This is a genomic window from Paenalcaligenes hermetiae (assembly GCF_039543645.1).
Classification (GTDB): Bacteria; Pseudomonadota; Gammaproteobacteria; order Burkholderiales; family Burkholderiaceae_B; genus Paenalcaligenes; species Paenalcaligenes hermetiae.
In genome coordinates this window covers 106,847-131,987 of sequence record NZ_BAABKD010000001.1, presented here as the reverse complement: position 1 = coordinate 131,987, position 25,141 = coordinate 106,847, and the positions used below count along the sequence as shown (strand labels likewise).

The 25,141-nt window shown below is 49.4% G+C and carries 23 protein-coding genes; 16 read left to right on the top strand and 7 right to left on the bottom strand.

The genetic code is table 11. The annotated features are described in order from the left end of the window. The first annotated feature begins 17 nt into the window (after positions 1 to 17). From ABD980_RS00615 to ABD980_RS00605, 3 genes are all read left to right on the top strand, one after another. Positions 18 to 980: a zinc-ribbon and DUF3426 domain-containing protein gene (locus tag ABD980_RS00615; protein ID WP_345368861.1), complete on the top strand. Its 963-nt coding sequence runs from the start codon at positions 18 to 20 to the stop codon at positions 978 to 980. Between the two features lie 14 nt (positions 981 to 994). Beyond that, complete coding sequence (locus tag ABD980_RS00610; protein WP_345368859.1) at positions 995 to 1,942, top strand: carbohydrate kinase family protein; 948 nt, start codon at positions 995 to 997, stop codon at positions 1,940 to 1,942. A 67-nt stretch (positions 1,943 to 2,009) separates the two neighbouring features. Next, a complete protein-coding gene (locus tag ABD980_RS00605) occupies positions 2,010 to 2,465 on the top strand; it encodes an outer membrane lipoprotein (RefSeq protein ID WP_377536191.1) in 456 nt (151 codons plus the stop codon). Positions 2,466 to 2,525: 60 nt separating this feature from the next. Here the strand turns inward: ABD980_RS00605 and ABD980_RS00600 are convergent, their stop codons facing one another. Continuing rightward, positions 2,526 to 3,089 (bottom strand): YggT family protein, encoded by a 564-nt coding sequence (locus ABD980_RS00600; RefSeq protein WP_345368857.1) that lies wholly within the window; start codon positions 3,087 to 3,089, stop codon positions 2,526 to 2,528. A 195-nt stretch (positions 3,090 to 3,284) separates the two neighbouring features. Continuing rightward, on the bottom strand, positions 3,285 to 6,728 hold the full coding sequence (locus ABD980_RS00595) for an indolepyruvate ferredoxin oxidoreductase family protein (protein ID WP_345368855.1): 3,444 nt from the start codon (positions 6,726 to 6,728) through the stop codon (positions 3,285 to 3,287). Between the two features lie 117 nt (positions 6,729 to 6,845). Here ABD980_RS00595 and ABD980_RS00590 point away from each other — a divergent pair, with 117 nt between their 5' ends. Further along, positions 6,846 to 7,301, top strand: coding sequence for an Lrp/AsnC family transcriptional regulator (locus ABD980_RS00590; RefSeq protein ID WP_300646718.1), 456 nt, complete (start codon positions 6,846 to 6,848; stop codon positions 7,299 to 7,301). Positions 7,302 to 7,371: 70 nt separating this feature from the next. Then, positions 7,372 to 7,866 carry a hypothetical protein gene (locus ABD980_RS00585; RefSeq protein WP_345368853.1) on the top strand — a complete coding sequence of 165 codons (495 nt, stop codon included), beginning with the start codon at positions 7,372 to 7,374 and terminating at the stop codon, positions 7,864 to 7,866. 44 nt (positions 7,867 to 7,910) lie between these two features. On the opposite strand, the gene gltX is transcribed toward ABD980_RS00585, so the two are convergent. Continuing rightward, the gene (gene gltX / locus ABD980_RS00580) at positions 7,911 to 9,314 is read right to left on the bottom strand and encodes a glutamate--tRNA ligase (RefSeq protein WP_345368851.1); all 1,404 of its coding nucleotides are present in this window, start codon (positions 9,312 to 9,314) and stop codon (positions 7,911 to 7,913) included. 117 nt (positions 9,315 to 9,431) lie between these two features. Between gltX and ABD980_RS00575 the strand changes: the two genes are divergently transcribed. Beyond that, complete coding sequence (locus ABD980_RS00575; RefSeq protein WP_345368849.1) at positions 9,432 to 11,858, top strand: bifunctional acetate--CoA ligase family protein/GNAT family N-acetyltransferase; 2,427 nt, start codon at positions 9,432 to 9,434, stop codon at positions 11,856 to 11,858. On the opposite strand, the gene ABD980_RS00570 is transcribed toward ABD980_RS00575, so the two are convergent. Both ABD980_RS00570 and yjgA read right to left on the bottom strand, forming a co-directional pair. Further along, the gene (locus ABD980_RS00570; RefSeq protein ID WP_260650059.1) at positions 11,855 to 12,529 is read right to left on the bottom strand and encodes an alpha/beta hydrolase; all 675 of its coding nucleotides are present in this window, start codon (positions 12,527 to 12,529) and stop codon (positions 11,855 to 11,857) included. The two genes, ABD980_RS00575 and ABD980_RS00570, sit on opposite strands and share 4 nt — an antisense overlap. Next, positions 12,526 to 13,074, bottom strand: coding sequence for a ribosome biogenesis factor YjgA (gene yjgA, locus ABD980_RS00565; RefSeq protein WP_260650060.1), 549 nt, complete (start codon positions 13,072 to 13,074; stop codon positions 12,526 to 12,528). Before yjgA ends, ABD980_RS00570 begins: the two co-directional genes overlap by 4 nt. A gap of 54 nt (positions 13,075 to 13,128) precedes the next feature. On the opposite strand from yjgA, the gene pmbA reads away from it, so the two are divergent. From pmbA to erpA, 7 genes are all read left to right on the top strand, one after another. Beyond that, on the top strand, positions 13,129 to 14,496 hold the full coding sequence (gene pmbA / locus ABD980_RS00560; protein WP_345368846.1) for a metalloprotease PmbA: 1,368 nt from the start codon (positions 13,129 to 13,131) through the stop codon (positions 14,494 to 14,496). 140 nt (positions 14,497 to 14,636) lie between these two features. Continuing rightward, positions 14,637 to 15,737, top strand: coding sequence for a TRAP transporter substrate-binding protein (locus ABD980_RS00555; protein ID WP_260650062.1), 1,101 nt, complete (start codon positions 14,637 to 14,639; stop codon positions 15,735 to 15,737). Positions 15,738 to 15,922: 185 nt separating this feature from the next. Next, on the top strand, positions 15,923 to 16,351 hold the full coding sequence (rplM, locus tag ABD980_RS00550; RefSeq protein WP_260650063.1) for a 50S ribosomal protein L13: 429 nt from the start codon (positions 15,923 to 15,925) through the stop codon (positions 16,349 to 16,351). 9 nt (positions 16,352 to 16,360) lie between these two features. Continuing rightward, positions 16,361 to 16,753 carry a 30S ribosomal protein S9 gene (gene rpsI / locus ABD980_RS00545; protein ID WP_260650064.1) on the top strand — a complete coding sequence of 131 codons (393 nt, stop codon included), beginning with the start codon at positions 16,361 to 16,363 and terminating at the stop codon, positions 16,751 to 16,753. A 163-nt stretch (positions 16,754 to 16,916) separates the two neighbouring features. Next, positions 16,917 to 17,978 (top strand): N-acetyl-gamma-glutamyl-phosphate reductase, encoded by a 1,062-nt coding sequence (argC, locus tag ABD980_RS00540; RefSeq protein ID WP_345368843.1) that lies wholly within the window; start codon positions 16,917 to 16,919, stop codon positions 17,976 to 17,978. Between the two features lie 139 nt (positions 17,979 to 18,117). Further along, a complete protein-coding gene (locus ABD980_RS00535; RefSeq protein ID WP_345368841.1) occupies positions 18,118 to 18,687 on the top strand; it encodes a DUF6776 family protein in 570 nt (189 codons plus the stop codon). Between the two features lie 70 nt (positions 18,688 to 18,757). After that, positions 18,758 to 19,126 (top strand): iron-sulfur cluster insertion protein ErpA, encoded by a 369-nt coding sequence (gene erpA / locus ABD980_RS00530; RefSeq protein WP_260650067.1) that lies wholly within the window; start codon positions 18,758 to 18,760, stop codon positions 19,124 to 19,126. On the opposite strand, the gene ABD980_RS00525 is transcribed toward erpA, so the two are convergent. Together ABD980_RS00525 and ABD980_RS00520 are read right to left on the bottom strand one after the other, a co-directional pair. Further along, entirely contained in the window at positions 19,127 to 20,212 is a 1,086-nt protein-coding gene (locus ABD980_RS00525; protein WP_345368839.1) for an anhydro-N-acetylmuramic acid kinase, read from the bottom strand. A gap of 1 nt (position 20,213) precedes the next feature. Beyond that, entirely contained in the window at positions 20,214 to 21,581 is a 1,368-nt protein-coding gene (locus ABD980_RS00520) for a peptidoglycan DD-metalloendopeptidase family protein (RefSeq protein WP_345368837.1), read from the bottom strand. Positions 21,582 to 21,839: 258 nt separating this feature from the next. On the opposite strand from ABD980_RS00520, the gene tyrS reads away from it, so the two are divergent. The 3 genes from tyrS (at position 21,840) to glyA (ending at position 25,141) form a co-directional block, all read left to right on the top strand. Beyond that, positions 21,840 to 23,069 (top strand): tyrosine--tRNA ligase, encoded by a 1,230-nt coding sequence (gene tyrS, locus ABD980_RS00515; RefSeq protein ID WP_260650070.1) that lies wholly within the window; start codon positions 21,840 to 21,842, stop codon positions 23,067 to 23,069. Positions 23,070 to 23,099: 30 nt separating this feature from the next. Further along, positions 23,100 to 23,738, top strand: a complete 639-nt coding sequence (locus ABD980_RS00510; RefSeq protein WP_260650071.1) for a YbhB/YbcL family Raf kinase inhibitor-like protein — start codon at positions 23,100 to 23,102, stop codon at positions 23,736 to 23,738. Positions 23,739 to 23,896: 158 nt separating this feature from the next. After that, positions 23,897 to 25,141 (top strand): serine hydroxymethyltransferase, encoded by a 1,245-nt coding sequence (gene glyA / locus ABD980_RS00505; RefSeq protein WP_260650072.1) that lies wholly within the window; start codon positions 23,897 to 23,899, stop codon positions 25,139 to 25,141.

The following is a 25,141-nucleotide window of genomic DNA, read 5'->3' as shown; positions in this document are numbered from 1 at the left end:
CGTTAGGCTAAGGGCTCATGATCGAGTTAACTACCCAATGTCCGCAATGTCATACACGCTTTGATTTAACGCTGGCGCAGCTGCAACAGCGTAAGGGATTATTTCGTTGTACACATTGTGCGTATATTTTCGATGCGTATGATTCGGTGGTGGAGCCACAGGCAGCAACCATAACAGAGCCGACAGCTGTTACCCCACCGTCATCGCCGAGTGGTCTTAGGCACCATTTTATCGGGGAGGCCCCCTTAGCCTCAGGCGTACCCCTGCCTCAAAAAGCATCGGCTCCTGAAACGCGTGTTCCTCTATCCGAGCCACAGCGGCATGGCGCGCCACCCAAAGTGGTAGACACAGAGCCCACAGAGTCGCCGGTGCGGGTGGTATTGGATCACTCTGAGCGGCGCCAACAGTTAACTGAACCCGAATGGTATGTAGGCGAGCGAGTCGAGCTAGACGTTCCCCGTCGGTCTTTGCCAAGTGCCGCGCCTGTCTCGGTGTGGGGGCGTTTATTTTGGCAACTGTTGGTTGGCGGATTATTTATCATCACCGTGATGCAGTTGGTTTATGTGTATCGAGCCCAGATAGCAAATAGCGTGGCATTTACACGACCAGTCTTACAGACCCTATGCGATGCGGTGGGTTGTGATGTGCCTTATATGCGCGAAGTCGAAGCCATCGAGGTTTTGCATAGTGCTTTGCAGTTGCAGCCAGCTACTGAGCCTTCTAAAAAAAGCACTTACTTACTACAGTTACAACTAAAAAATCATCTCGCATGGCCGCAAGAGTGGCCGACATTGGTGCTAAGTTTTACGGATGCTTCGGCGGCAGTGTTAGCGACAATAGCTGTTACACCGGAGCAGTATTTGCCAGCTAGCCAGCGTTTACGTCCTTTTGCAGCAGGGCAGCAATATGCTGTACGACTACCTGTGACCATTCCTAATAAAAAAATTAACGGTTTTACCGTGGAAAAATATTATCCATAAAGGTTTTTATATTTATGTCTAAGCGGATTTTAGTATGCGGGTCTTTGGCGTTTGATTCGATTGCTGTCTTTGAAGGGCACTTTAAAGATCATATTTTGCCAGATAATGTGCAAGCGCTCAGCGTGTCTTTTTTTGTGCCTGCGTTACGTAAAGAGTATGGAGGGTGTGCGGGTAATATAGCGTATAACCTACACCTATTGGGCGCTCAAGCGGTGCCGGTAGGGGTGGTTGGAGCCGATGGCATCGAATATGTTGAGCGCTTTAAACAGCTGGGTATTGATACGAGTATGATGCAAGTGCGCGAGGACTTATTTTCTGCCCAGTGCTTTATTACGACAGACTTAGATAGTAACCAAATCGCTTCATTTCACCCTGGGGCGATGCTGCATTCGGCGGCCAATGATTTATCTGGTCAGCAGGCGGCGTGGGCGATCGTGGCACCAGACTCCAAAGACGGGATGTTTGCTCACGCAGAACGCTTACACGCCCAAGGTACGCCGTTTATTTTTGACCTTGGGCAAGCCATGCCTTTATTTGAGGGTGAGGACTTAGCGCGGATGTTAGCGTTATGCTCTGTGCTAACCGCTAATGAGTACGAGGCTGAAGTGATTGTGCAACGGACGGGGCGCTCCATGGCGGATATTGCCAAAAATTTACAAGCTGTTGTTGTCACTAAAGGCGCTAAAGGTGCTACGCTATATGTGAATGGTGAAACCGTGGAGATTGCACCGGTTCCTGTGTCAAAGGTAGCCGACCCCACAGGGTGTGGTGATGCGCATCGGGCGGGCTTACTGCATGGTCTGACCGAGGGCTGGGGCTGGTATGAGTCCGCTTGCTTGGGCAATGTAATGGGTAGTTTGAAGATCTCCTCTAAAGGCCCACAAAATCATCAGCCGACAGCGGCACAGATTCAGCAGCTTTTGCAGCAGCACTATGATATAGAAAAAACCATCGGTGCGTAATCAATAGGGCCTAAAGGCCCGCTGGAGTTGTTATATGATGGAACAAACACAAAAATCGCGTTGGCGTATGCTGTGGTTAGGTATGGCTGTCGCTAGTGCGGTATTGGTATCGGGTTGTGCGAATCAATCCGCTTCGGGTTCAGTGTATACCTATGGTCAAGCACAAAATGAGCAAATTGTGCGCTTAGGTACGGTACAGTCTGTGCGCTACGTTACGATTCAGTCAGAGCAGCCCTCGGGGTTTGGGGGGGTGTCCGGTGCCGCTGTGGGCGGGGTGGCTGGTAGCACAATTGGCGGTGGGCGCGGTAATATTCTTGCTACGATGGGCGGTGCCATCCTTGGTGGGCTTGCTGGAAATGCGATTGAGAATAAAACGCAAAAACGTCAGGGCATAGAGATTACAGTGCAGATGGATAATGGTGAAACTCGCGCTATAGCCCAAGAGGCCGATGTGATGTTTACGGCTGGCCAGCGTGTCAGAGTGCTTAGCGGGAACGGCCCGACACGTGTAACGCCGCTTTAATCGCGTTCTTATTTGCCATGAAAAATCGCCCTATGTAAAGGGCGATTTTTTTATTCGGGTTTAGAGCCCGCCTAGGGCCATGCTTAACCGCTGCACCACCATATTGGCGACTTGTAAAACGAGTAAAACAATCAGCGGAGAAAAATCGATAGCGCCCGTAGCAGGAAGATGGCGACGTATGGGTTCCATAATCGGTCGCGTCAGTGCCTGTAATAAAGGCATAGCAGGAGCAGTGGGATTAACCCAAGATAAAATCACCTGGATCAATATCAACCACAATGCTGTATTTAGCCCCCATTTAATCACGGTGAGCACGCCAGCTAACGCAAGGCCGACAAGCTGAGAAGCAGCCACAATAGACTGATGTAAAAGGAGCAAACTCACAACCAAATACACTACAGCACAAAGCCAGGCAGCCAGCAAGCTAGGAAGATCCAGATAGCGTCGAGGGGATACGAGCTTTTTTAAAGGTTGCACAGCCCAGTCTGTGACTTGAATAACCGCTTGTGAATAGGGGTTAAAGGGAGGCATTCTGACGGCAAATAGCCAGGCTCGGAAGATAAATGCAATACCTAGCAGTGATAAGCCGATATGCACAATAAAGTACAAAATATCATTAAACATGCTGTAAGTGTCTATGGTTAGTCTTCGTCTTCATTACTGTATGGGTAAGGCCAGTGTCCGGCGGGGTTCGGTTCGGTTTTTACTGGTTGGGCAGGGGGTAGTTCAGAAACCGTCATGCTTGGTTCTCCTTTTTAATAAAATAAAAAAGCGTAGATATAGTATACCTACGCTTATGGGCTCACGTCAGTTAATTGATTAAGCGGGAGCTTGGGTTAACTGGGGGGAAAAGGGAGCATTTTTGGATTTTTCGAGTAATTGAACGAGTGCGTCATGTTTAATCGGGCCAAAACCACGAATGGTTTGCGCATGACGTACATAAGTTAGACACTGCTCAAAGTTATGTGTGGAAAGTTGTTGAGCGATGTCCTCAAGGCGCTGCATAAAAACATCGCGTGCTTGGCGCTCTAAACGTCGTTCAGCTTGGTAGCCAAAGGGGTCGAGCCAACTACCGCGTAGAGCTTTGGCTTTGGCAAGAACAGGGAATAGGGCTTGTACCCATTGCCCGAGCTGACGTTTAACTGGGCGACCGTGACTACCTAAACGGCTGATCCAAGGGGGAGCCATATGAAAGTTCAATTGAAAATCTCCCTCAAACTGCTCTTGGAGCTGCTGTTTAAAAGAAGGAGCACTGTATAAGCGTGCTACCTCGTATTCATCCTTGTAAGCCATGAGCTTATACAAGCTGTGTGCTGCTTGTAAGCTAAGCGTCTCTGACGTGGGGTTCAGGCGTTGTTCGGCTTGTTGCAAGCGCTCAATCAGCGTTTGAAAACGTTGGGCGTAGGCCGCATTCTGGTAGGCTTGCAAACGTGGTACATACAGGGCTAAAGCTTCAGCCACGGTGGTCGGGCGTTGTGTGTGACTAGGGGCTGGAGCGAGGAGCTGTTGCACTTGCTCTGGCGCAGCGACCCATAAGCGCCCTACATCAAAAGCAAGTTGATTGGCTTGTACGGCAACCCCATTTAGCTCAATGGCGCGCTCAATAGCTGCCAGTTGTAAAGGGATGGCGCCGTGTTGCCAAGCAATGCCAAGCATTAGCATATTAGAAAGAATGCTGTCTCCAAATAGTTGTTGTGCCAGGTCGTGGGCATCGACATGGATGCTGTTTTGGGCGCCGCCGTGCTGTACGAGCTGCTCTACGAGCGCTTTTCGTGGGAGCTGCACATCCGGTTGCCGTGTAAATTCAGAGGTGGGCGCTAAATAGCTATTGATAAACAGTTGCGTTTTGTTGGGGGCAATACATTGGGACGCTGCAGGATGGCTGGCAGCAACACTATCGCATAAAACGGCCACATCCGCTTGCTGTTGATCAATGCGTACCACACCTGCCGGATGTTGGTCTTTGGATAAACGGACATGACTAATCACTGTCCCGCCTTTTTGAGCTAAGCCTGTCATATCTAAGACCGAAGCCGCACGTTGCTCTAGGTGGGCGGCCATCGCGACAATGGCTCCAATCGTAATCACACCTGTGCCGCCAATACCGGCAACGATCAAGTTACAGGAAGCAGGAGCAATGGTGGGCACTGCCACGTGCTCAAGCGCTTGCTGGATATGATGATGTAAATGCTGGCTGTCCATGGTAGTGGCTTTTTTAGGCTCGGCATTTAGCACGGAAACAAAACTGGGACAAAAGCCTTCCACACAGCTGTAGTCTTTGTTGCAGCTCGATTGGTCAATTGCACGTTTACGACCGAGTTCAGTTTCTAAGGGGATAATAGATAAACAGTTGGATTGCACACCGCAGTCACCACAACCCTCACAGACCTCTGGGTGAATATAGATACGACGTTTAGGGTCAGGGTACGCCCCTTTTTTGCGACGTCGACGCTTTTCTGCAGCGCAGGTTTGATCGTGGATTAATACGGTTACCCCTGGAATTTCACGAAGCTCGCGCTGCAAGCGGTCCAGCTCTTGGCGTGGATAGACGTGAACACCAGCCGGCAAAGGCACACCCTTGTAGCGGCTAGGTTCATCTGTGGTGATGACCACTTTTTGGACACCCTCACCGATCACTTGCTGACAAATCCGTGGTACCGAGATAGGACCATCTACGGGTTGGCCCCCCGTCATGGCTACCGCATCATTAAAGAGGATTTTATAGGTGATATTGGTTTTAGCGGCAACGGCTTGGCGAATAGCCAGATAGCCAGAATGAAAATAGGTGCCTTCACCCATGTTTTGGAAAATATGAGCTTGATCCATAAAAGCAGAGGCACCTATCCAATCTGTTCCCTCGCCCCCCATCTGTGTCAACCCCTGTGTGTCTCGATCCATCCACGATGCCATGTAATGACAGCCCACACCTGCTAAGGCTTTGCTACCCGTTGGGACTTTGGTGGAGCTGTTGTGGGGGCAGCCAGAGCAAAAATAAGGGCGGCGGCTGAGTCCAAAATGATCTAAAGCTTTAACGGTGGGGGTAGGGCAATGCGAGTGAAGTTGATGATCCCATTGGACCAGCTGATAATGGTTAAGCCATTCACCCAGAGCATTTTCAACAATAGATGGACTTAATTGTCCAAAACTGGGGACAAGTGGCTTATTTGTGGCGAGCTGCTTGCCATGGATAGTAGGCCGCTCTGGTAGATCGAAGAGAAGACTTTTGATTTGCGCTTCGATAAAATCGCCTTTTTCTTCGATAACAAGAATATGGTCCAAGCCTTGGGCAAACGCATAGAGGCTATCAGGCACCATAGGCCACATCAGCCCCACTTTATAATGCCGGATTGGGGGTAGCTGATGCTGAGCGCGTAGCTGTTGTATGGCTTCTAGGGTGTCCAGCGTACTTTTGCCGGTGGTGATAACACCGATTTTTGCATCGGGTGCTGGATCAAGTAGTTTATCTAAAGGGTAGTGGCGCGCAAATTCTTGTACGGCTTGTAAACGATTTTCTATATGTTGCTCAATGGTGGGCGTTAAAAAATCGCGAGCATTATAGCTACGGGCAAACTTAGAAGGGGTGTTCACCAAATCAAAGGTTGGCACCTCTAAAATGGGCACAGAGCGTCCGCTTTCTACAGTTTCTGTAATGGCTTTAAAACCAACCCAGGCCCCCGAGTAACGGGATAAAGCCCAGCCCCATAAGCCAAAATATTCGTATTCCTCCACGGAGCTAGGGTGCACAATGGGCATACGCAAATGACGCAGCGCCTGTTCGCTACTATGAGGAATGGAAGAGGAAACTCCAACATGGTCATCGCCAACGACCACGAGCACGCCCCCCTGATGGCTTGCCCCCGCGGCATGCCCATGATGCAAAGCGTCGCCAGCACGATCCACGCCAGGCCCTTTGCCATACCACATGCCAAAAACACCATCGACTTTTTTTTCTGGGTGGGTGTCAAGCTGTTGGGTGCCCATCATCATGGAGGCGGCTAAGTCTTCGTTAATCGCAGGTTGAAAGCGAATGCGTGCTGCATCTAATTCTTTTTTAAAACGCCACATGGTGGTGTCTACACCACCTAATGGCGAACCACGATAGCCCGAAACAAAACCAGCGGTATGACGCCCCTCGGCGTGGTCGCGACGAGCCTGACTCAGTAACAGGCGCACTAATGCCTGGGTGCCTGTTAAAAAAATACGCCCCGAGGTCGCCGTGATCGAGTCTTTTAGTTGATAGTCTTGATTGATGTTATTTTGCATGATGAAAACCTCCACTCCTATAGCTTTCATCATAAGGATTTACCTGTAGATTATTTTTGCGTTGTTATTGCGTAAAATCCCTATAAAACGAAACAAACATTTCAAAAAGGAGGGAATATGGATACGATCAATTTAAAAATCTTGCAATGCTTGCAAAAAGATGGTCGTGCCTCGGCTCAGCAGGTGGCCGATCAAGTGGGGTTGTCAACGGCACCGGTATGGCGGCGTATTAAAGCGCTCGAAGAACAAAAGGTCATCACTGGCTATCATGCTGCAGTAGATAGAAATAAAGTAGGGCTCCAAAGCTGCATGTTTACTCAGATTAGTTTAGATCGGCATTCAGCAACGATGGTTGATACATTTATTCAAGCCGTAAAAGACACACCAGAAATACTGGCTTGTTATGCGGTAACAGGGGATGCGGATTTTCTGTTAAAGATTGTGGTTCCCAGCCCAGAAAGCTATGATGATTTTATGCACCGGTTTTTTTTCAATCTGCCTGGTGTGAGACAGACGCGTACGATTGTGGCGCTTAAAGAAATCAAAAATCAAATGCAGTTACCTTTGTTTTAATGCCGTCCCCCACTTTTTATAGGGCTAGGTTAGAATTTGATTTTCTCATGGATTTTTAATAGGACAGGGTATGATGCCGTTACGTATGTTGCGAGGCTTAGGTGTAATCATAGTTGGCGGCGTGGTGGCAGCGTGTGGTTCGTTTCCGCCTCCTCCTGCACCAGCGCCTGAAACGGATCCCACGCAGGTTTGTCAGCCTGTGGCCGCGGAGGATCCCTTGGTGGGCAATTGGCTCAGCAAACGGAGCCAAAAAGGGGTGGTGGGTGAGCTGCGTACTTTATTTACTCTGCAGGCCGATGGCCGCATGCTGTATACAGAACAGCTTAAGCGTCCGCGTCAACCATCACAGGGGCTGAGCGAAAGCGGTTGCTGGTGGCGAGACGGTGATGTGTTGGTGTTAAAAACTTTAGAATCAAATGGGGTGCCGGTTGATGCAGACGATCCGATTTACACCAATACGTATGCGATTAGTCATAGCAGCACGGACAAGCTACGTTTGCGTGGTAGCGATGGCATAGAGCACAGCACAGAGCGTACCTCACAAGGTTATCGGTTACCTTTTTAATAAAAATAGGCGCTGTGTTCAGCGCCTATAACACCACGACGCGATTAAGCCGTGATCTGGTGCAGACGCGCTAAAACGGCCTCTTTACCAATCAGTGCCAATACAGCATCAACCGCTGGGGTTTGTTTTTGCCCTGTCACCGCGACACGTACTGGGATACCTAATTTTGGCATTTTAATATTATTGGCAGCCAAGGTCTCTTTGATAACAGCGGCGATGTTCTCTGTGTGCCAATCTTCTACAGCAGTCAAGCGTTGCGCAAAATCACGCAAAATGGCTTTGGCATCCTCGGTGAGAATCTCAGCTTGGAGCTCTGCGCTAGCGGGGCTAAAAGGCGCACAAAACAGCATGGCACCCTGAGCAAGATCGTTTAGGGTCTCGGCACGACCTTTTAACAGATCCATCACAGCGGTTAAATTGACCGCGTTGGGGCTACCACCTAGCTTTTCAATACGGGGAGCAACCAAGTCGGCTAGCTCGGCGCTGTTGCGCTGTTTGATATAGTGCGCATTGACCCAATTGAGCTTTTTGGGATCCCACTGCGAAGCCGATTTACTGAGACTTTTGGTGTCAAACCATTCGATGAATTGCTCTACGGAGAAAATTTCATCGTCCCCATGGCTCCAGCCTAAGCGGGCCAGATAGTTCACCATGGCTTCAGGTAAATACCCTTGCTCATGATAATCCATAATATTGACCGCCCCGTGGCGCTTGGAGAGTTTTTCACCATCTGGGCCCAAGATCATGGGGACATGACCATACACGGGAACCTGAGCGCCCAAGGCCTCGAGAATGACGATTTGCCGTGGGGTGTTGTTGACGTGGTCGTCACCACGAATAACATGGGTGATGCCCATATCCCAGTCATCGACCACAACACAAAAGTTATAAGTGGGGGTGCCATCGGCGCGAGCAATAATCAGGTCGTCGAGCTCTTCGTTGGCAATGGTGATACGCCCTTTTACCAAATCATCCCAGCTTGTGACCCCGTCTTTGGGGGTTTTAAACCGCACAACCGGTTTGCGGTCTGCAGGAATAGGGGGCAAGGTTTTTCCGGGCTCTGGGCGCCATGTGCCATCGTAGCGGGGTTTTTGACCCAATGCGCGGGCTTTTTCGCGCATGGCCTCTACCTCTTCGGGGCTGCTATAGCAATAATAGGCATGACCGCTCTCTAGGAGCTGGTCAATGACTTCGCGGTGACGGTCGGTGCGTTGCATTTGATAGAAGGGGCCTTCATCTGCATGCATGCCTAGCCAGTCCATACCCTGTAAAATGGCTTGCACAGCTTCAGGAGTAGAGCGCTCAAGATCCGTGTCCTCGATACGTAGCACAAATACCCCATTGTGGTGTTTGGCAAAAGCCCACGAAAATAAAGCAGTACGAGCTCCGCCCAGGTGCAGGAAGCCTGTGGGCGAGGGAGCAAAACGAGTACGAATAGTAGTAGTCATAAATCTAATAGCAGCCAAAAGAAGAGAAAATCCACCTTAAGGGTGAATTGATATGGTCTTATTTTAATAGACTGTGGCAAATCTCGCAGAACTAACTGCTTTGATAAGGGAATGGTTATGGTGTTAACACATCGTTTCGCCGCATTGTTTGATCCGAAAACGGTAGTGACCGTGTGTAGTCCCGATTGTGCGGAGCATTTGAGCTTTCATGAAAACGCGGCCGTATATCGGGTATGTGCGCCCGCAGGGCAAGGGAAACCTCTACAGGGACTAAAGGCCATCCATAGTGAGCGAGTGGATTTGGGGGTGATATGTGTGCCGGCCGAACAGCTACTCGAGGTATTAAACCAGCTAAGCCCCTATCAACCGCGGTTTTTGGTGCTGTTAACCCACCCAAGTAGTCAGCTCTATAGTGCAGAGATGCAAAAGCATTTGGGCGCGTGGGCTAAACAGCAGCATTGCAAAGTGTTGGGGCCACGCTCTTTGGGTTTGATACGACCGCCTGTAGCATTAAATGCCAGTATTCAGCCACGTTGGCCCAAAACAGGTAAAGTGGCTTTGATCTCGCAATCACGCACTGTTACTACAGCGGTGTTAGATTGGGCTGAAGATGCCAACGTTGGGTTTTCCACCGTGGTGGACCTTGGCGAAGAAACCGATATTGATTTGGCGGATATGTTGGATTTTTTAGCCACGGACAAACAAACCGATAGTTTGGTGTTGTACTTACATAGTTATCCCACATCACGCCGTTTTGCTAGCGCCCTGTATGCTGCTGCGGCCACAAAGCCTATTATTGTGCTAAAAGCAGGGGGGCAGGATAACAGTGTGGCGCTGCGAGCCCGTGAAGAGGTGTTTAATGCGTTAATGCGACGTGTGGGCGCTATCCGGATTCGCTATCTGATGCAGCTTTTTGCTGCAGTTAAAATCCTTAGCTTAAAAAGACGGCTAAAAGGTTCACGCATTGCGATTATTGCCAATGGTGATGGGATTGCCCAGTTAGCATTAGCGATTATGCGCCATAATGCTACCGTTCACTTAGCACCATTAAGTGCAGAAACCCAAGCGGCTTTAGCTGCGGTGACCCTGACAACTGACCAAATCACAAACCCCATTATTCGTTATGCTCCGATCACGGTGGATGTGGTCGAGCAAGTCATCCCAGTGTTGATTAAAGATAAGCAGGTAGACGGGGTATTGGTGCTCATTGCGCCAGACCCTTATGCTGACCTAGAGGCTGTGACCGAAGCACTGATTTCCATCAGTCTTAAGCAGTATAAGCCGGTGGTCAGCTGCTTGTTAGGGGAAAAAACCATGCGCCCATTACGACAGCGTTTGGACCAGGCGGGGATCCCCGCTTTGCGCACTGCTGATGCTGCCATGGAAGCCCTTAATATTTTGGCTTCGTATCATTATAACCAGCAGCTTGCTCAGCAAATTCTGCCAGCGTATCCGCTGGGGCGTCCAGCGAATATCGAGGCTGCTAGGCAGCTTGTACAGTCGTTACAAGAACACGGAGTGCGGCATCTGGATGAAATGGACAGCGCCCAGCTTTTAGCGTGCTTTCATGTGCCGATATTAACGCAAGCCAGTCCCTATACCGTACCCACTCTGCCGCCGGTCTGTATTCACATGTATACCGATGCCCAGTATGGGCCGTTTATGGTGTTTGGGGCCGCCTATGGGGATTTGGATTTTATTAGTCAGCGCACGGCCGTGGAGCTGCCTCCTCTAAATCGAAATCTAGCTCGATTGTTGATTGAGCGGGCGCCGATTTGGTATGAACGTTTACACGATATCGCCGGCGAGTCTATTTTTACGCAGCTACAGCAAACCCTAGAAAAAATTTCCGAGCTCATCAGCGAATTGCCCGCGATCAAAAGTATCCAGATTGACCCGCTGTGGCTTAGCCCTAGTGGTTTATATTGCTCGCAAATTAAAATTGAGCTGCACCCGCAGGTGTCATGGTTAAGTCCAGAAAATCTCGGCTACCCGCATATGGCCATTCACCCGTATCCTCGTCATTTAGTGCAGCATCACCATTTTGATGATGGACAGCCGTGGGTTTTACGCCCAATTCGCCCCGAGGATGCGCAGCCCCTACAAGACTTTGTGCGGGGTTTATCGGCAGAGTCCCGTTATATGCGCTTTGTGTCAATGATGAAAGAGCTGAGCCCATCGATGTTAGCGCGTTATACCCGCATTGATTATGATCGCGAGCTGGCCCTGATAGCAACCATTGATAGTGGGCAGGCGGGCACGGAGCAAGTCATTGCTTTTGTGCATTATTTACGTAATAGCGACGGTCGTGGGGCGGAATATGCGTTGGTTGTTGCCGATGACTGGCAGCGCTATGGATTGGGAACGCAGCTGATGCGAGCCTTAATACAAGAGGCCAAACAACAGCGATTGAGCTACATAGATGGTTATGTATTGGCGACCAATGATGGCATGTTGGGGCTATTAGCCAAACTCGGCTTTAAAAGCGAGGTGGATCCTTATGATCCGGGTTTGCGCCGAGTTTGGTTGGATTTAACGAGTTAGTCTACACGGACTAAAACACGCTTTAAAAACTGGGAGATGGCGCTGACCTCCTCGGCGCACACCGAGTGCGGCATAGGGTAGGTATGCCATTCGATGTCATAGCCTAGCTCGTTAAGACGCTGACGTGATTCTTCGGCACGTATTAATGGAACCACGGGATCCTGCTGCCCATGAGCCATAAAAATAGGCGTGTTTTGGTTGGCAGCGTGGCGCTCAGCAGCGACCTTATCGGCCAAGGGAAGATACCCCGATAAACACACCATCCCAGCGAGTTTTTCCTCAAGGCGTAAGCCCGTCTGTAGTGTCATCGCACAACCTTGTGAAAAACCCGCCAGTACTATGCGCTCAGTGGGGATACCCCGTGCGTTTTCACGGGCGATCAATGCTTGTACAAGCTGTTGCGACTCGCGTAAGCCTTTTTCGTCCTCGTGGCGTACTAAGTCCATCATGTATAAATCATACCAAGCGCGCATGGGCATGCCGCCGTTGATCGTGATAGGCATAATGGGGGCGTGAGGAAACACAAAGCGGATAGGAATATCATCGACCTTGAGTTCGGGCACAATAGGGGCAAAATCATTGCCGTCAGCGCCTAAACCATGTAGCCAAATAACAGAAAACTCAGGTTGATTTGAGGTGGTAATTTCAATACATGCTAATTCGGTACTCATGCCTTCTCCGCTTGTTCAACAATGGTTTTAATCGTTTGAAAAAGTTGACGATAGTGCTTACGGCTGGGCGCTTTGTTTTCGGGCAGGGTGGCATTTTGTTGTGCCTCTTTGCGTGCGCTACGTACCGTGGTCCTAAAGGATTGAGGATCAGCCAAAGGGAATTCGTCAAAAAATTGGGTAAGCGCCTTATCATCGCGTAACAGCAAGTCGCGCAAGGCTTCGATGCGGTGCATGGCTTTAGCCTGTTCTTTGGAGCCATTTTCCCAAATATCGAGCTGGTGTCGAATGGCATCAGCATCTTCATGGCGCATTAACTTGCCCACGTATTGTAATTGGCGTCGTTTGCCCTCACGTGCAGTAATACGTTGCGCATCCTTGATGGCAACCCGTAAGGTCTCACTTAGGTTAAGCTTATTAAGTTTTTCATTTGATAACTCGATGAGTTGTTTGCCCAACTCTTGTAGAGCATGCATATCACGCTTTACTTGTGATTTGCTCGGGCCATAATAGCCATTTTCATCGGGTTCTAAGTATTTTTCGGTCATAATAAAAATAAGTACCAGCGGAAATTGAATGCCGCTTTATTTTAAAGAGTATCCATGAGCCAGTCTTCTATTTCTTCTTTGCCCATATCTGAAAACCAATCTCGTTTTTGTCAGCTCGCTGAAGACGTTTTGGTGTATGCAAAACAACTCGGGGCTTCTGATGCCGCCGTGGAAATTGCTGAAAACCAAGGTCTATCTGTGGCCGTGCGTCACCAAGAGGTGGAAACGGTGGAGCAAACCCGAGATCGCTCCCTTAGTGTAACGGTTTTTGCTGGCAATAAGCGTGGTTCGGCGTCGACGTCGGATTTTTCCCCTAAAGCTATCGAGGATACCGTAGCGGCGGCTTGGCATATTGCGCGTTACACGGCCGAGGATCCGATGGCTGGTTTACCAGACCCCGAGGATCTGGCTTTGGACTACCCAGACTTATCTTTGTTTACCCCATGGCAGATTGATGCAGGCTTAGCCGCGCGCTTGGCTGTGCGCGCAGAGCGAGCGGCGTTGCAAGCTAGCCCGCTCATCACCAACAGCGAAGGGGCGTCGGTAGATACTAATGTGGGACATTTTGTGATGGCCAATAGCCATGGGTTTTTAGGTGGCTACCCGTATAGTCGTTACAGTATTTCAGCTACGCCTATTGCCGAAAATGATCAAGGGATGCAAAGAGACTATTGGTACACTGTAGCGCGTAAGCCACGTTTGTTGGATACGCCGGAATCGGTAGGGCGTATCGCCGCTGCACGTACCGTGGCCCGACTGGGGGCAAAACGACTTAAAACGGGTAAATACCCGGTGCTTTTTGATGCCTCGCTAGCAGCGGGGTTACTGGGCTCTTTTGTCCGAGCGGCAAGTGGGGGAGCTTTGTACCGTAAGACTTCTTTTTTGCTCGATCAACTCGGTAAAGCGGTGTTTGCTCCTCACATCCAAATCGTGGAGCGTCCCCATGTTGTCGCTGGTTTGGGTAGTGCGCCGTTTGATTCCGAGGGGGTAAAAACTACTGACCGCGTGATCGTAGACCAGGGGGAGCTCCATGGTTATTTTCTGTCTTCGTATACGGCGCGTAAACTTGGGATGAAAACAACGGGTAATGCCGGAGGCGCCCATAACTTGCGTTTACTATCGTCCTATACCCAAGCGCAGGATGACTTAGCAGCCATGCTTAAAAAAATGGGAACTGGGCTGTATGTGACGGAACTGATCGGACAGGGTGTTAATTACGTCACCGGTGATTATTCTCGTGGCGCTTTTGGTTATTGGGTTGAAAATGGGGAAATCCAGCATGCGGTTGAGGAAATTACTATTGCTGGCAACTTGGCGCAAATGTACCAGCAAGTGGTTGCAGTAGGGGCAGACGAGTTGATCCGCGGTGGCAAACAAACCGGTTCGATTTTGATTGGACAGATGGCTGTTGCGGGGAACTGATGTTACATTTAGCTCATAGCACAACCTAATTACCCTGTGCAAACCCTAGTTACAGATCATATTGGCACGGTGTATGATCAAAGATCGGCCGTGTCATTTCCGGTCATTTATTAACTTGAACGCCACGGAGGATCTACGCGATGCAGCGTCGTTCATTTCTTAAAAAAGCCGGCTTGACCGCCGTCGCAGGCTCTGCCGCGGTAGCTGCGCCAGCTATTGCCGAAAGCCTACCTAAAATCAGCTGGAAGATGACTTCCACTTATGGCCCTTCTTTGCCCGCTTTGTACTCTGCCGCTGAGCTTTTTGTCAAAATGGTCGAAGAGGCGTCTGATGGTAATTTCTCCATCCGTCTTTATCCCGCTGGGGAAATTGTTCCCGGTTTCGAAGTCATGGACGCAGTAGAAAACCGTACAGTAGAAGCCGGTCAAACCGCTTCTTACTACTTCTACGGCAAAGACCCTTCTTTCTGTTTTGATACCGCTGTGCCGTTTGGCTTAAACTCACGCCAAATGAACGCTTGGATGCACGAAGGAGACGGGCTAAAGCTAATGCGCGAGCTTTTTGCTACGCGTAATATTGTTAACTTCCCATTTGGTAACACGGGTACCCAGATGGGTGGTTGGTATCGTAAAGAAATCAAATCCATTGAAGACCTAAAAGGCTTGAAAATGCGCACGGCCGGTTTTGCGGGCGAGGTCTTAGCGCGTCTGGGTGTGGTGCCTCAGCAGGTTCCACCAGGGGATATTTACCCCTCTCTAGAAAAAGGGACATTGGATGCGGTAGAGTTCGTTGGTCCCGTGGACGATGAAAAGCTCGGCCTGCAAAAAGTCGCTAAGTATTACTATTACCCCGGTTGGTGGGAAGGCTCTGCTCAAGTATCGCTCTATGTAAACAACGATGCTTATAACGAGCTACCTAAGGCGTATCAATCCTTAGTAGAAACGGCTTCTCGCGCTGCCGGTGACAAAATGCTTACCGTTTATGACTCACAAAGTCCAGGTGCATTGCGTCGTCTGATCGCAAGTGGTGCTGTATTAAAAGCCTTCCCTCGCGATGTTATGGATGCATCTTTTGCCGCTGCCAACGAGCTATATAAAGAGTTCTGCGACAAAGACGAGCGCTTTAAACGTATTTACGAAAACTACATGAGCTTCCGTGATGAGCTTGTGCCATGGTTCCGTGTTGCTGAAGGCTCTTACGATAACTACTTAGGTATCGCTCTGGCGAACCGCAATAAATAAGCCCTTTGTGGTCAAAAACCCCCATTCGTTATGGAATGGGGGTTTTTTTATTGTTTTTGTTTTTTTTGTGTTAAAATTTTGTGTTTACTCTTTAATCGTGTTGGCACGGGCGAATCATAACGTCTTGGCGAACAAGATTAAATATGATTGTTTATGGCGTAATGCCTTTTTATTAGGAACCTATCATGAAGACCTTTGTGGCCAAACCCCATGAAGTCCGTCGTGAGTGGTTTGTGATTGATGCCAAGGACAAAGTCCTCGGTCGTGTGGCCAGCGAAGTTGCACGCCGCCTACGTGGTAAACACAAACCTGAATACACTCCGCACGTTGACACGGGTGATTATATTGTTGTGATTAACGCAGCAGAACTACGCGTTACCGGCAATAAAATGCAAGACAAAAAATACTACCGTCATACCGGTTATGTTGGTGGTATCAAAGAGACCAACTTCGAAACCATGCAACAGCGTTTCCCTGGTCGTGCTTTAGAAAAAGCCGTCAAAGGTATGCTCCCCAAAGGCCCATTGGGTTACGCCATGGCCAAGAAACTCAAGGTTTATGCTGGCGCCGAACATCCCCATGCGGCCCAACAGCCTAAACCCCTGGATATCTAAGGACAGGTCATGATCGGTAATTGGAATTACGGTACCGGGCGCCGCAAATCTTCGGTGGCTCGTGTTTTTATCAAAAAGGGTACAGGTGCTATTGTTGTAAACGGTAAACCTGTAGACGAATACTTTGCTCGCGAAACCGGCCGCATGATTGTGCGCCAGCCTTTGGTTTTGACTGGGCTACTAGAAAACTTTGATATCAAAGTTAACGTACACGGTGGCGGCGAAAGCGGTCAGGCAGGTGCTGTACGTCACGGTATTACCCGTGCTTTGATTGATTTCGACGAAACGCTCAAACCTACACTTAAACAAGCTGGTTTGGTTACGCGTGATGCTCGTGAAGTCGAACGTAAAAAAGTCGGTTTCCACAAAGCACGTCGTCGCAAACAGTTCAGCAAGCGCTAATTTTTTGCGTATGCGCCAGCTTTGGCTGGTGTATGTACAAAACCCCGACTCTGGTCGGGGTTTTGTTTTTTGATCTCTATGCTGAGAAATCCCCAAAAAAATCACAGATCCTATATCATAAACAGATGATTGATTTATTTTTTCTCATATAAAAAGGGGAACCATGTCCACATCTGCTCAGCCTACAAAAATAAAAGTTGGTATTGTTGGCGCCACGGGTTACACCGGTGTAGAACTATTACGTTTACTTGCTCAGCACCCGCATGCTGAAATCACGGCGGTGACTTCCCGCCAAGAGTCCGGTATGCCTGTAGCAGATATGTTCCCTAGCCTGCGCGGCCATGTGGATGCGGTGTTTAAAACACCGGACGAGGCGGCCTTGGATCAGTGTGATGTAGTGTTTTTTGCCACGCCTCATGGGGTGGCCATGAAAGAAGCGCAACAGCTTGTAGACAAAGGGGTCAAAATCATTGACTTAGCAGCGGATTTTCGTCTGCAAGATACCGCACTCTTTGAAAAATGGTACAAAATGCCGCATGCTTGCCCTGACATTTTAAAAGAGTCGGTTTACGGACTGGTCGAAATCCATAGAGAAAAAATCGCGCAGGCTCGTGTCGTGGGGAATCCGGGCTGCTACCCCGTTACCGTTTTATTGGGCACCGCACCGCTTTGGAGCCCTGAAAAAGCGTTGGTCGAGGCCCGTGTAGTGGCTGACTGTAAATCTGGGGTATCTGGCGCAGGGCGCAAAGCCGCTGTAGGCAGCTTGTTTTCCGAAGCCAGCGATAACTTCAAAGCTTATGGGGTAGCAGGGCATCGCCACCACCCAGAGATCTCTGCACAGTTAAAAGCACTCAATGGGGGCAAAGACGTCCACTTAACCTTTGTTCCGCACTTGGTGCCAATGATTCGTGGCATGTTCTCTACGTTGTATTTACGTATTTTGCCAGAGGCCATGGGTACAGACTTTCAGGCGCTTTACGAACAGTTCTACGCTAATGAGTACTTTGTTGATGTCATGCCAGCGGGTGCTGTACCAGAAACCCGCTCTGTACGCGCCTCAAATAAAATCCGCATTGCTTTGCAGCGTCACGATGATCAGCTTATTGTGATGGTGGCGCAAGACAACCTCGTCAAGGGGGCATCTGGTCAAGCCGTACAGAATATGAATTTGATGTTTAACCTGCCTGAGCAAACAGGGCTGGAGCACGTGGCAATTTTGCCTTAAGTCTTGTTGCTATTTGATTGGAACTAAATCAGGGGCAAGGCGTCATAATAGTAAGACGTCTGCCTCTTTTTTTACTTTTCTTGTGAAGCCATTTTCTTTTTTTTTCTTTATCTTTGGGCTCCTGCTCGGTGCGACGGGAGTGGGTCTTCTAGGCTGGAAGGACGATGCTGAAAGCGGTGCATTACGCGATCAATTACAGCAAGTCCAGCAGGATTGGCAGCAAGCTCAGCAACATATTCTTTCATTAGAAACCCAGCACGCACTGGATATTTCCACCCAGCAAAGCCTAGAACAGCGTTTGGTGCAACATCAGGAGCAGTTAGCTCAGCTTCAAGAGCAGTTGGCCTTTTACGAGCATTTGCTACCCGTGTCGGATAAAGGCACGGTACAAATTAGGGCTTTAGATATCGAAGCCCAAGCGGATGTATTACACTATAGATTATTATTACAGCGTCCTGCTGGTTTAGACCGTTTTGATGGTCATATTGAGTTTATCGCCCATGTAGCAGATGGGGCGCAACAAAAAGATATGGTTTTATACCCCGCAGGACAGGATGCTGCCAAACCGTTAACGATCCAGTTTGACCGGTTTTTACGCACCACGGGTTTATTATCTATTCCTACTGAAACAGCGATACAAGCGGTGACAGTGCGTATTTATCAGGGCAAACAGTTGCGCGCGACCTACAAACACAACCTATCAAAGTAGGCGGTTCGTGCGAATGACGATTTAGGCTTAAAATAAAACTTACTATTTATTTGTTGCAGGAGTATCTCTTATGAATACCCTTACCGAAACGGTTGACCTTCAGGCACCTCCTTCTCCTTTGGTCTTTACGGATGCCGCGGTGGATAAAGTCCGTGAGCTACTGACCGAAGAGGGTAACCCTGATTTAAAACTCCGTGTTTTTGTCCAAGGTGGGGGCTGCTCGGGTTTTCAGTACGGGTTTACCTTTGACGAAGTCGTGAATGACGATGACACCACCATTGATAAAAATGGGGTGCAGTTATTAATTGACCCCATGAGCTTTCAGTATCTAGTGGGTGCCGAGATCGACTACAAAGACGATTTAGAGGGCGCTCAGTTCGTGATTCGTAACCCCAATGCGACCACCACATGTGGTTGTGGTTCATCGTTTACGATTTAATCAGGCCTTATGCCACGCGCCTAAAATACTTGGGTGGTTAGCCCCTGTAATGCTGGGTTGTCCTGCTGGGATATCCTGCCAATACGCATAGGCTAACCACGCAAAGGCCGCTGCTTCGACGCACTGTGCGCCGATGCCTAGCTCATCACTTAAACGGATGGGCTTTTTTATTTGTGTGACCAGCTGTTGTCGTAAATGGGTGTTGTAGGCCCCCCCACCACAAAGAATAATTTCAGTAGCATCCGCAGCATGCTGGTGGATGGCTTGCGCTACGGTGGTAGCGGTAAAACATGCAAGGGTAGCTTGTACGTCTACTGGCGCTAGGGCTGTCCCTTGTAAATGGGATTCTAACCACCTAAGATTAAATAAATCGCGACCCGTGGATTTAGGCGGCGGTAAGGCCAGCCAAGGTTCTGTCAATAGCGTTTGCAGTAGGGTAGGGTCGGGCGTGCCTTGGGCCGCCCACGCTCCATTTTGGTCAAAACGACAGGCTTGATGTTTTTGGATCCACGCGTCCATCAGAGCATTGGCTGGGCCCGTATCAAAGCCAGTTGGGGCGTGTTGCGGGCGTAAAATACTAATGTTGGCTATCCCCCCCAGATTTAAAATAACGCGTGGTGTTGGGGCACCAAAAACCGCCTGATGAAAAACAGGTACTAAAGGGGCGCCTTGACCGCCTGCGGCAATGTCTTTAGACCGAAAATCTGCCACAACGTGGATTTTTGTTAATTCGGCTAGGCGGGCGGGGGCATTTAGTTGTATGGTGTAACCGAGATGTGGGGCGTGACGCACAGTTTGACCATGCACGCCAATTGCTGTTATCGCCGAGGAGGGCACTTGGGCGTGCAGCAAAAGTTGTTGAGTACAATGTGCATAATAATCAGCGAGCTGGTTTGAAACCAACGCGGCACGGTGCAGCTCATCAACCCCTGATTGATTCAGTTGTAGGATTTCAGCGCGTAGCGCTGCATCAAAGGGCTCACTGTAGTGATGGATTACCTCCAGCTGGTCAGACGCATGGATACGGCATAAGGCCGCATCCACGCCATCTGTGCTGGTACCAGACATGATGCCGATAAACAGCATATTAGTCGTCTAGTGCGGCCACGAGCGGCTCATTTAGGCCTTTGAGTACCGCAAACTGGTTCTTGTACTGGGCGGCGACGGTGTCGAATGCCGCGCGCTGTTTGGGATCAAGAACTTTAGCAACAGGAAGGTCTACCGCTAAAGGGTCGACCGGTTTGTTATTGATGCGGAACTCGTAATGAAGATGTGGCCCCGTCGCCCAACCGGTTGAACCCACATAGCCAATGAGCTGGCCTTGACTAACACGGTCACCTTTTTTTAGGTTGGGAGCAAAACGGCTTTGGTGGGCGTATAAGGTGCTGTAACCACTGTGATGTTCAAGCTCAATGGTTTTGCCGTAGCCACGCTGATTACCAATCGATTTGACAACGCCATCGGCGGTAGCGTGAATGGGCGTGCCCGTCGGGGCGGCATAATCTACCCCATTATGATTGCGCCAGTTGCCATGAATAGGGTGGCGACGACCGCCAAAGGTGGAGCTAATGCGAGTGAATTTCAACGCATTACGCAAAAATGCCCCCTGAGAGCTTTGGCCAGCAAAATCATAATAACCACCGCCCTCGCCATCGGGAGCAAACCACATCGCTTCGTGTGTTTTGCCTTGGTTTTCAAATTCCAGCGCTAAAATCTTGCCTGCGCCCACACGCTGTCCTTGGTGACTATAAGTTTCATAGATCACACGGAAGCGGTCGTTTTTACGCAGGTCTTTCATGAAGTCAACTTTGGAGCCGAGAATCTCTGGAATTTGTAACGCTACGGCATCGGGGATGTTAGCAGCATCGGTTGCACCAAAGAGTGAAGAAGTAATCACTCCTTCGGCCATTTGTACATGTGTTTCCACCGCAAGCGATTGTTCAGTAGCCACATAGCTACCTTGCCCATCGGGCCGAACTTCTAGCCATTTAGATACGGCTTCGCCTTTTTCGGTGTCCGCTGGGGTGTGTACATAGCGCAGCCAGAGCAAATCATTGTCTGGGGTTAAAGCAACCTGTAGGGCGCGTCCAGGGTAAAGTTTGTAAATAGAGCGGGCATTTTTATCATGGGTTAAAAATGCCTGTAAGCCGGGAGCCTCGACCTGGAGGCGTTGCAGCAAACCAGCTAAAGTGTCACCGCGACGAATGCGGGTTTCATGAATAAAAGGCTCTGTAGAAAGAGAACCCAGTGGGGTTACTCCTGCGGGTAAGTCGAGCGCTTGGGTGGCCTGATAAACCACCGGCTCATTTTGAGGCTGGACGACGGCAATTGCACCGGCGCCCGCAAAGAGCCCAAAGGCAATGACGAGCAGAGACTTTTGAATGAATTTACTTTTTTTGGGGCTGGCGTGCTGGGGGGCGGAGGAAGGCGTTCCGTTATTCCCTTTGTTAAGCATGAGACCAAAACCTTGTGAGATGTAGAGGTAGAGCCATAACCCAAGTGAATTTAGGGTTACAATCTAAGCCTTTAGCCAAAAAAATACGGTAAAAGCAGGTTTTGCGAGCTAAAGGCTCACAAAATTGCTTTGATATGATTGATACGAGTGCTGGACAACACGCTTTTTGCGTGCAGATTTTAAGTCCAAGCGTTATGCTAGCTTATTTACACTAGTTTTTCGACCCCTTTTGCGATAAAGTTTTCATCAGGTCTATTTATGTCACAACAAGACGCACCCATTACCCCTGCTGTAGAAGCCGATTTGGCGCTAGTTAAGCGCGGTTGCGATGAGCTCATTGTAGAGTCGGAGTTCGCGCGTAAGTTGGCACGTAGCCATGCGACCGGCGAGCCGCTACGCATTAAATTGGGCTTAGACCCTACCGCACCCGATATCCATTTGGGGCATACGGTGGTGCTTAATAAAATGCGCCAGCTCCAAGACTTGGGGCATCAGGTGATCTTTTTGATCGGGGATTTTACCTCTACGATTGGGGACCCCAGCGGCCGTAATACCACACGTCCGCCTTTAACCCCCGAGCAGGTAAAAGCCAACGCACAAACCTATTGCGATCAGGCCAATTTAATTTTAGATCAGTCAAAAACCCAAGTTTTATATAACTCAACCTGGCTCGATCAGCTGGGTTCGCGTGGGTTAATTCAACTGGCTTCGCGTTATACCGTTGCGCGCATGATGGAGCGTGATGATTTTACCAAGCGCTTTAAGTCCAACACGCCCATTTCGGTGCATGAGTTTATCTATCCTCTTTTGCAGGGTTACGATTCGGTACAGCTGAAAGCGGACTTAGAGCTAGGTGGTACGGATCAAAAATTTAATTTGCTTGTGGGGCGTGAGCTACAAAAAGAATACGGTCAAGAGCAGCAGTGCATTTTAACCATGCCCTTGCTTGTGGGTTTGGATGGCGTAGAAAAAATGTCCAAATCTAAAGGTAACTATATTGGTGTTACCGAAAGCCCAGACTCGATGTTCGGAAAAATCATGTCCATCTCGGATACATTGATGTGGACCTATTTTGAGTTGTTGTCTTTCCGTAGCATGGCAGAAATCCAAGGCTTTAAAGAGGCCATAGCGGCGGGAGCTAACCCGCGCGACACCAAGGTCGCGTTGGCCCAAGAGATTGTGGCGCGCTTCCATAGCCAACGGGATGCCGAAGAAGCCTTACAGCGTTTTGAGGCGCGCTTTAAGCACGGCGCGCTGCCTGAAGACATGCCCGAAGTCACGTTAGCGGGCGCACCGATGGGGATTATTCATGTCTTGCGCGAAGCTGGCTTGGTTTCTTCCGGTAGCGAGGCTCAGCGTAATATTACTCAGGGCGGCGTACGTGTAGATGGTACGCGCATTGAAGATCGTAGCTTAGAGCTGGCCGCGGGCAGCTATGTGATTCAGGTTGGTAAACGCCGTTTTGCTCGTGTGCATATTAACCCTTAAAACGGCTTGATTTTCTACAAGGAGCAAGCGATGAAATTACGCAGTGATTCTTTTTTAGATCAGCAGCCCATACCAACGCGTTATGCCTTTGGTAAATACGATGCGCAAAACCGAGTCGCATTGGCTGATAATATGAATCCCCATTTGGCTTGGTCTGAGGTGCCAGAGGGCACAAAGTCGTTTGTGATTTTGTGTGTGGATAAAGATGTTCCCTCTCAGCCAGACGATGTCAATCAGCCGGATCGCGAGGTCCCATCCGACTTGCCCCGTGTGGATTTTTATCATTGGGTGCTTGTGGATATTGATGCAAATACCACAGAAATTGCCGAGGGGGCTTATGCGCAAGGGGTAACGCCGCGTGGTAAAGCAGGGCCCTTGTCGTTAGATGGTACGCGTCAGGGGGTGAATGATTTCACTAACTGGTTCGCACATGATCGTGATATGAATGGTGATTATTTCGGTTACGATGGGCCGTGTCCGCCGTGGAATGATTCCTTAGTGCATCGTTACACGTTTACGGTGTATGCCTTAGCCATTGACGAAGTCCCCTTAAAAGGCAAGTTTACAGGTGCTCAGGTGCTGGAAGCTATCCAAGATCATATTTTGGGCCAAGCCTCGATCACGGGAACTTACACTTTAAACCCGCGTTTACTCGTAGATAAAAATTAGTTTTTTTCATTTATCATGTGAAAAAAACGCGGTTTAGTGTGGTTTTAGCGAGTTTTTGCATAAAATACGGCATATGGCTCGTGTTTTTACAGCTCAAAGCTCGCTAAAGCGGTAAAATGCTGGCTTTAGTTGCCCTCTTTTTTTAGTTAGGATCTTTCATGTTTGATCGTTCTCATACCCTAGACATTGTTGACCCCGAAATCTGGGACGCCATTCAAAAAGAAGACGTGCGCCAAGAGCAGCATATCGAACTTATTGCCTCTGAAAACTACACGAGTCCTGCAGTGATGCAGGCCCAAGGCTCGCAGCTGACGAACAAATACGCCGAAGGCTACCCAGGTCGTCGTTACTACGGCGGTTGTGAGTTTGTTGATATTGTGGAGCAGCTGGCCATTGATCGATTGAAAAAGCTGTTTGGTGCCGAAGCCGCTAACGTACAGCCTAACTCTGGCTCTCAGGCAAACCAAGGCGTTTACATGGCGGTATTAAAGCCCGGTGATACCGTTTTAGGTATGAGCCTAGCCGAAGGCGGGCATTTAACGCATGGTTCTCCTGTGAACGCGTCGGGTAAGCTGTATAACTTCATTTCTTATGGTCTAGACAAGAACGAAGTACTTGACTACGAGCAGGTCGAGGCCCTAACTAAAGAACACAAGCCTAAATTAATTGTCGCTGGTGCGTCGGCATACTCTTTGCACATTGATTTTGAGCGTCTTGGTCGTATTGCCAAAGAAAACGGCGCGCTCTTTATGGTGGATATTGCCCACTATGCAGGGTTAGTTGCGGGTGGACAATACCCCAACCCAGTGCCACATGCTGACTTTGTGACGTCCACAACGCATAAATCCTTACGCGGCCCGCGTGGTGGTGTCATTATGATGAAAGCCGAGCATGAAAAAATCATTAACTCTGCTATTTTCCCAGGCATTCAGGGCGGTCCTTTGATGCACGTGATTGCAGGTAAAGCCGTTGCCTTCAAAGAGGCACTCGAGCCCAGCTTCAAAGACTACGCGGCTCAGGTAGTAAAAAATGCCGATGTACTAGCTCGCACTCTAGTAGAGCGGGGCTTACGCATCGTATCGGGTGGTACTCAAAGCCACGTCATGCTTGTTGATCTACGTGCTAAAGGTCTTACTGGTAAACAAGCCGAAGACGCTTTAGGCAAAGCACACATCACTGTCAATAAAAATGCGATTCCTAATGATCCCGAGTCGCCTTTTGTGACCAGCGGCATTCGTTTAGGTACCCCTGCGGTGACCACACGTGGTTTTACCGAGGCCGATTGCGAGCTAACGGCGCATTTGATTGCTGATGTGTTGGATAACCCCAATGACGAAGAAAACTTAGCCAACGTGCGTAAACGCGTACACGAGCTAACGGCTCGTTTGCCTGTTTACCGTTAA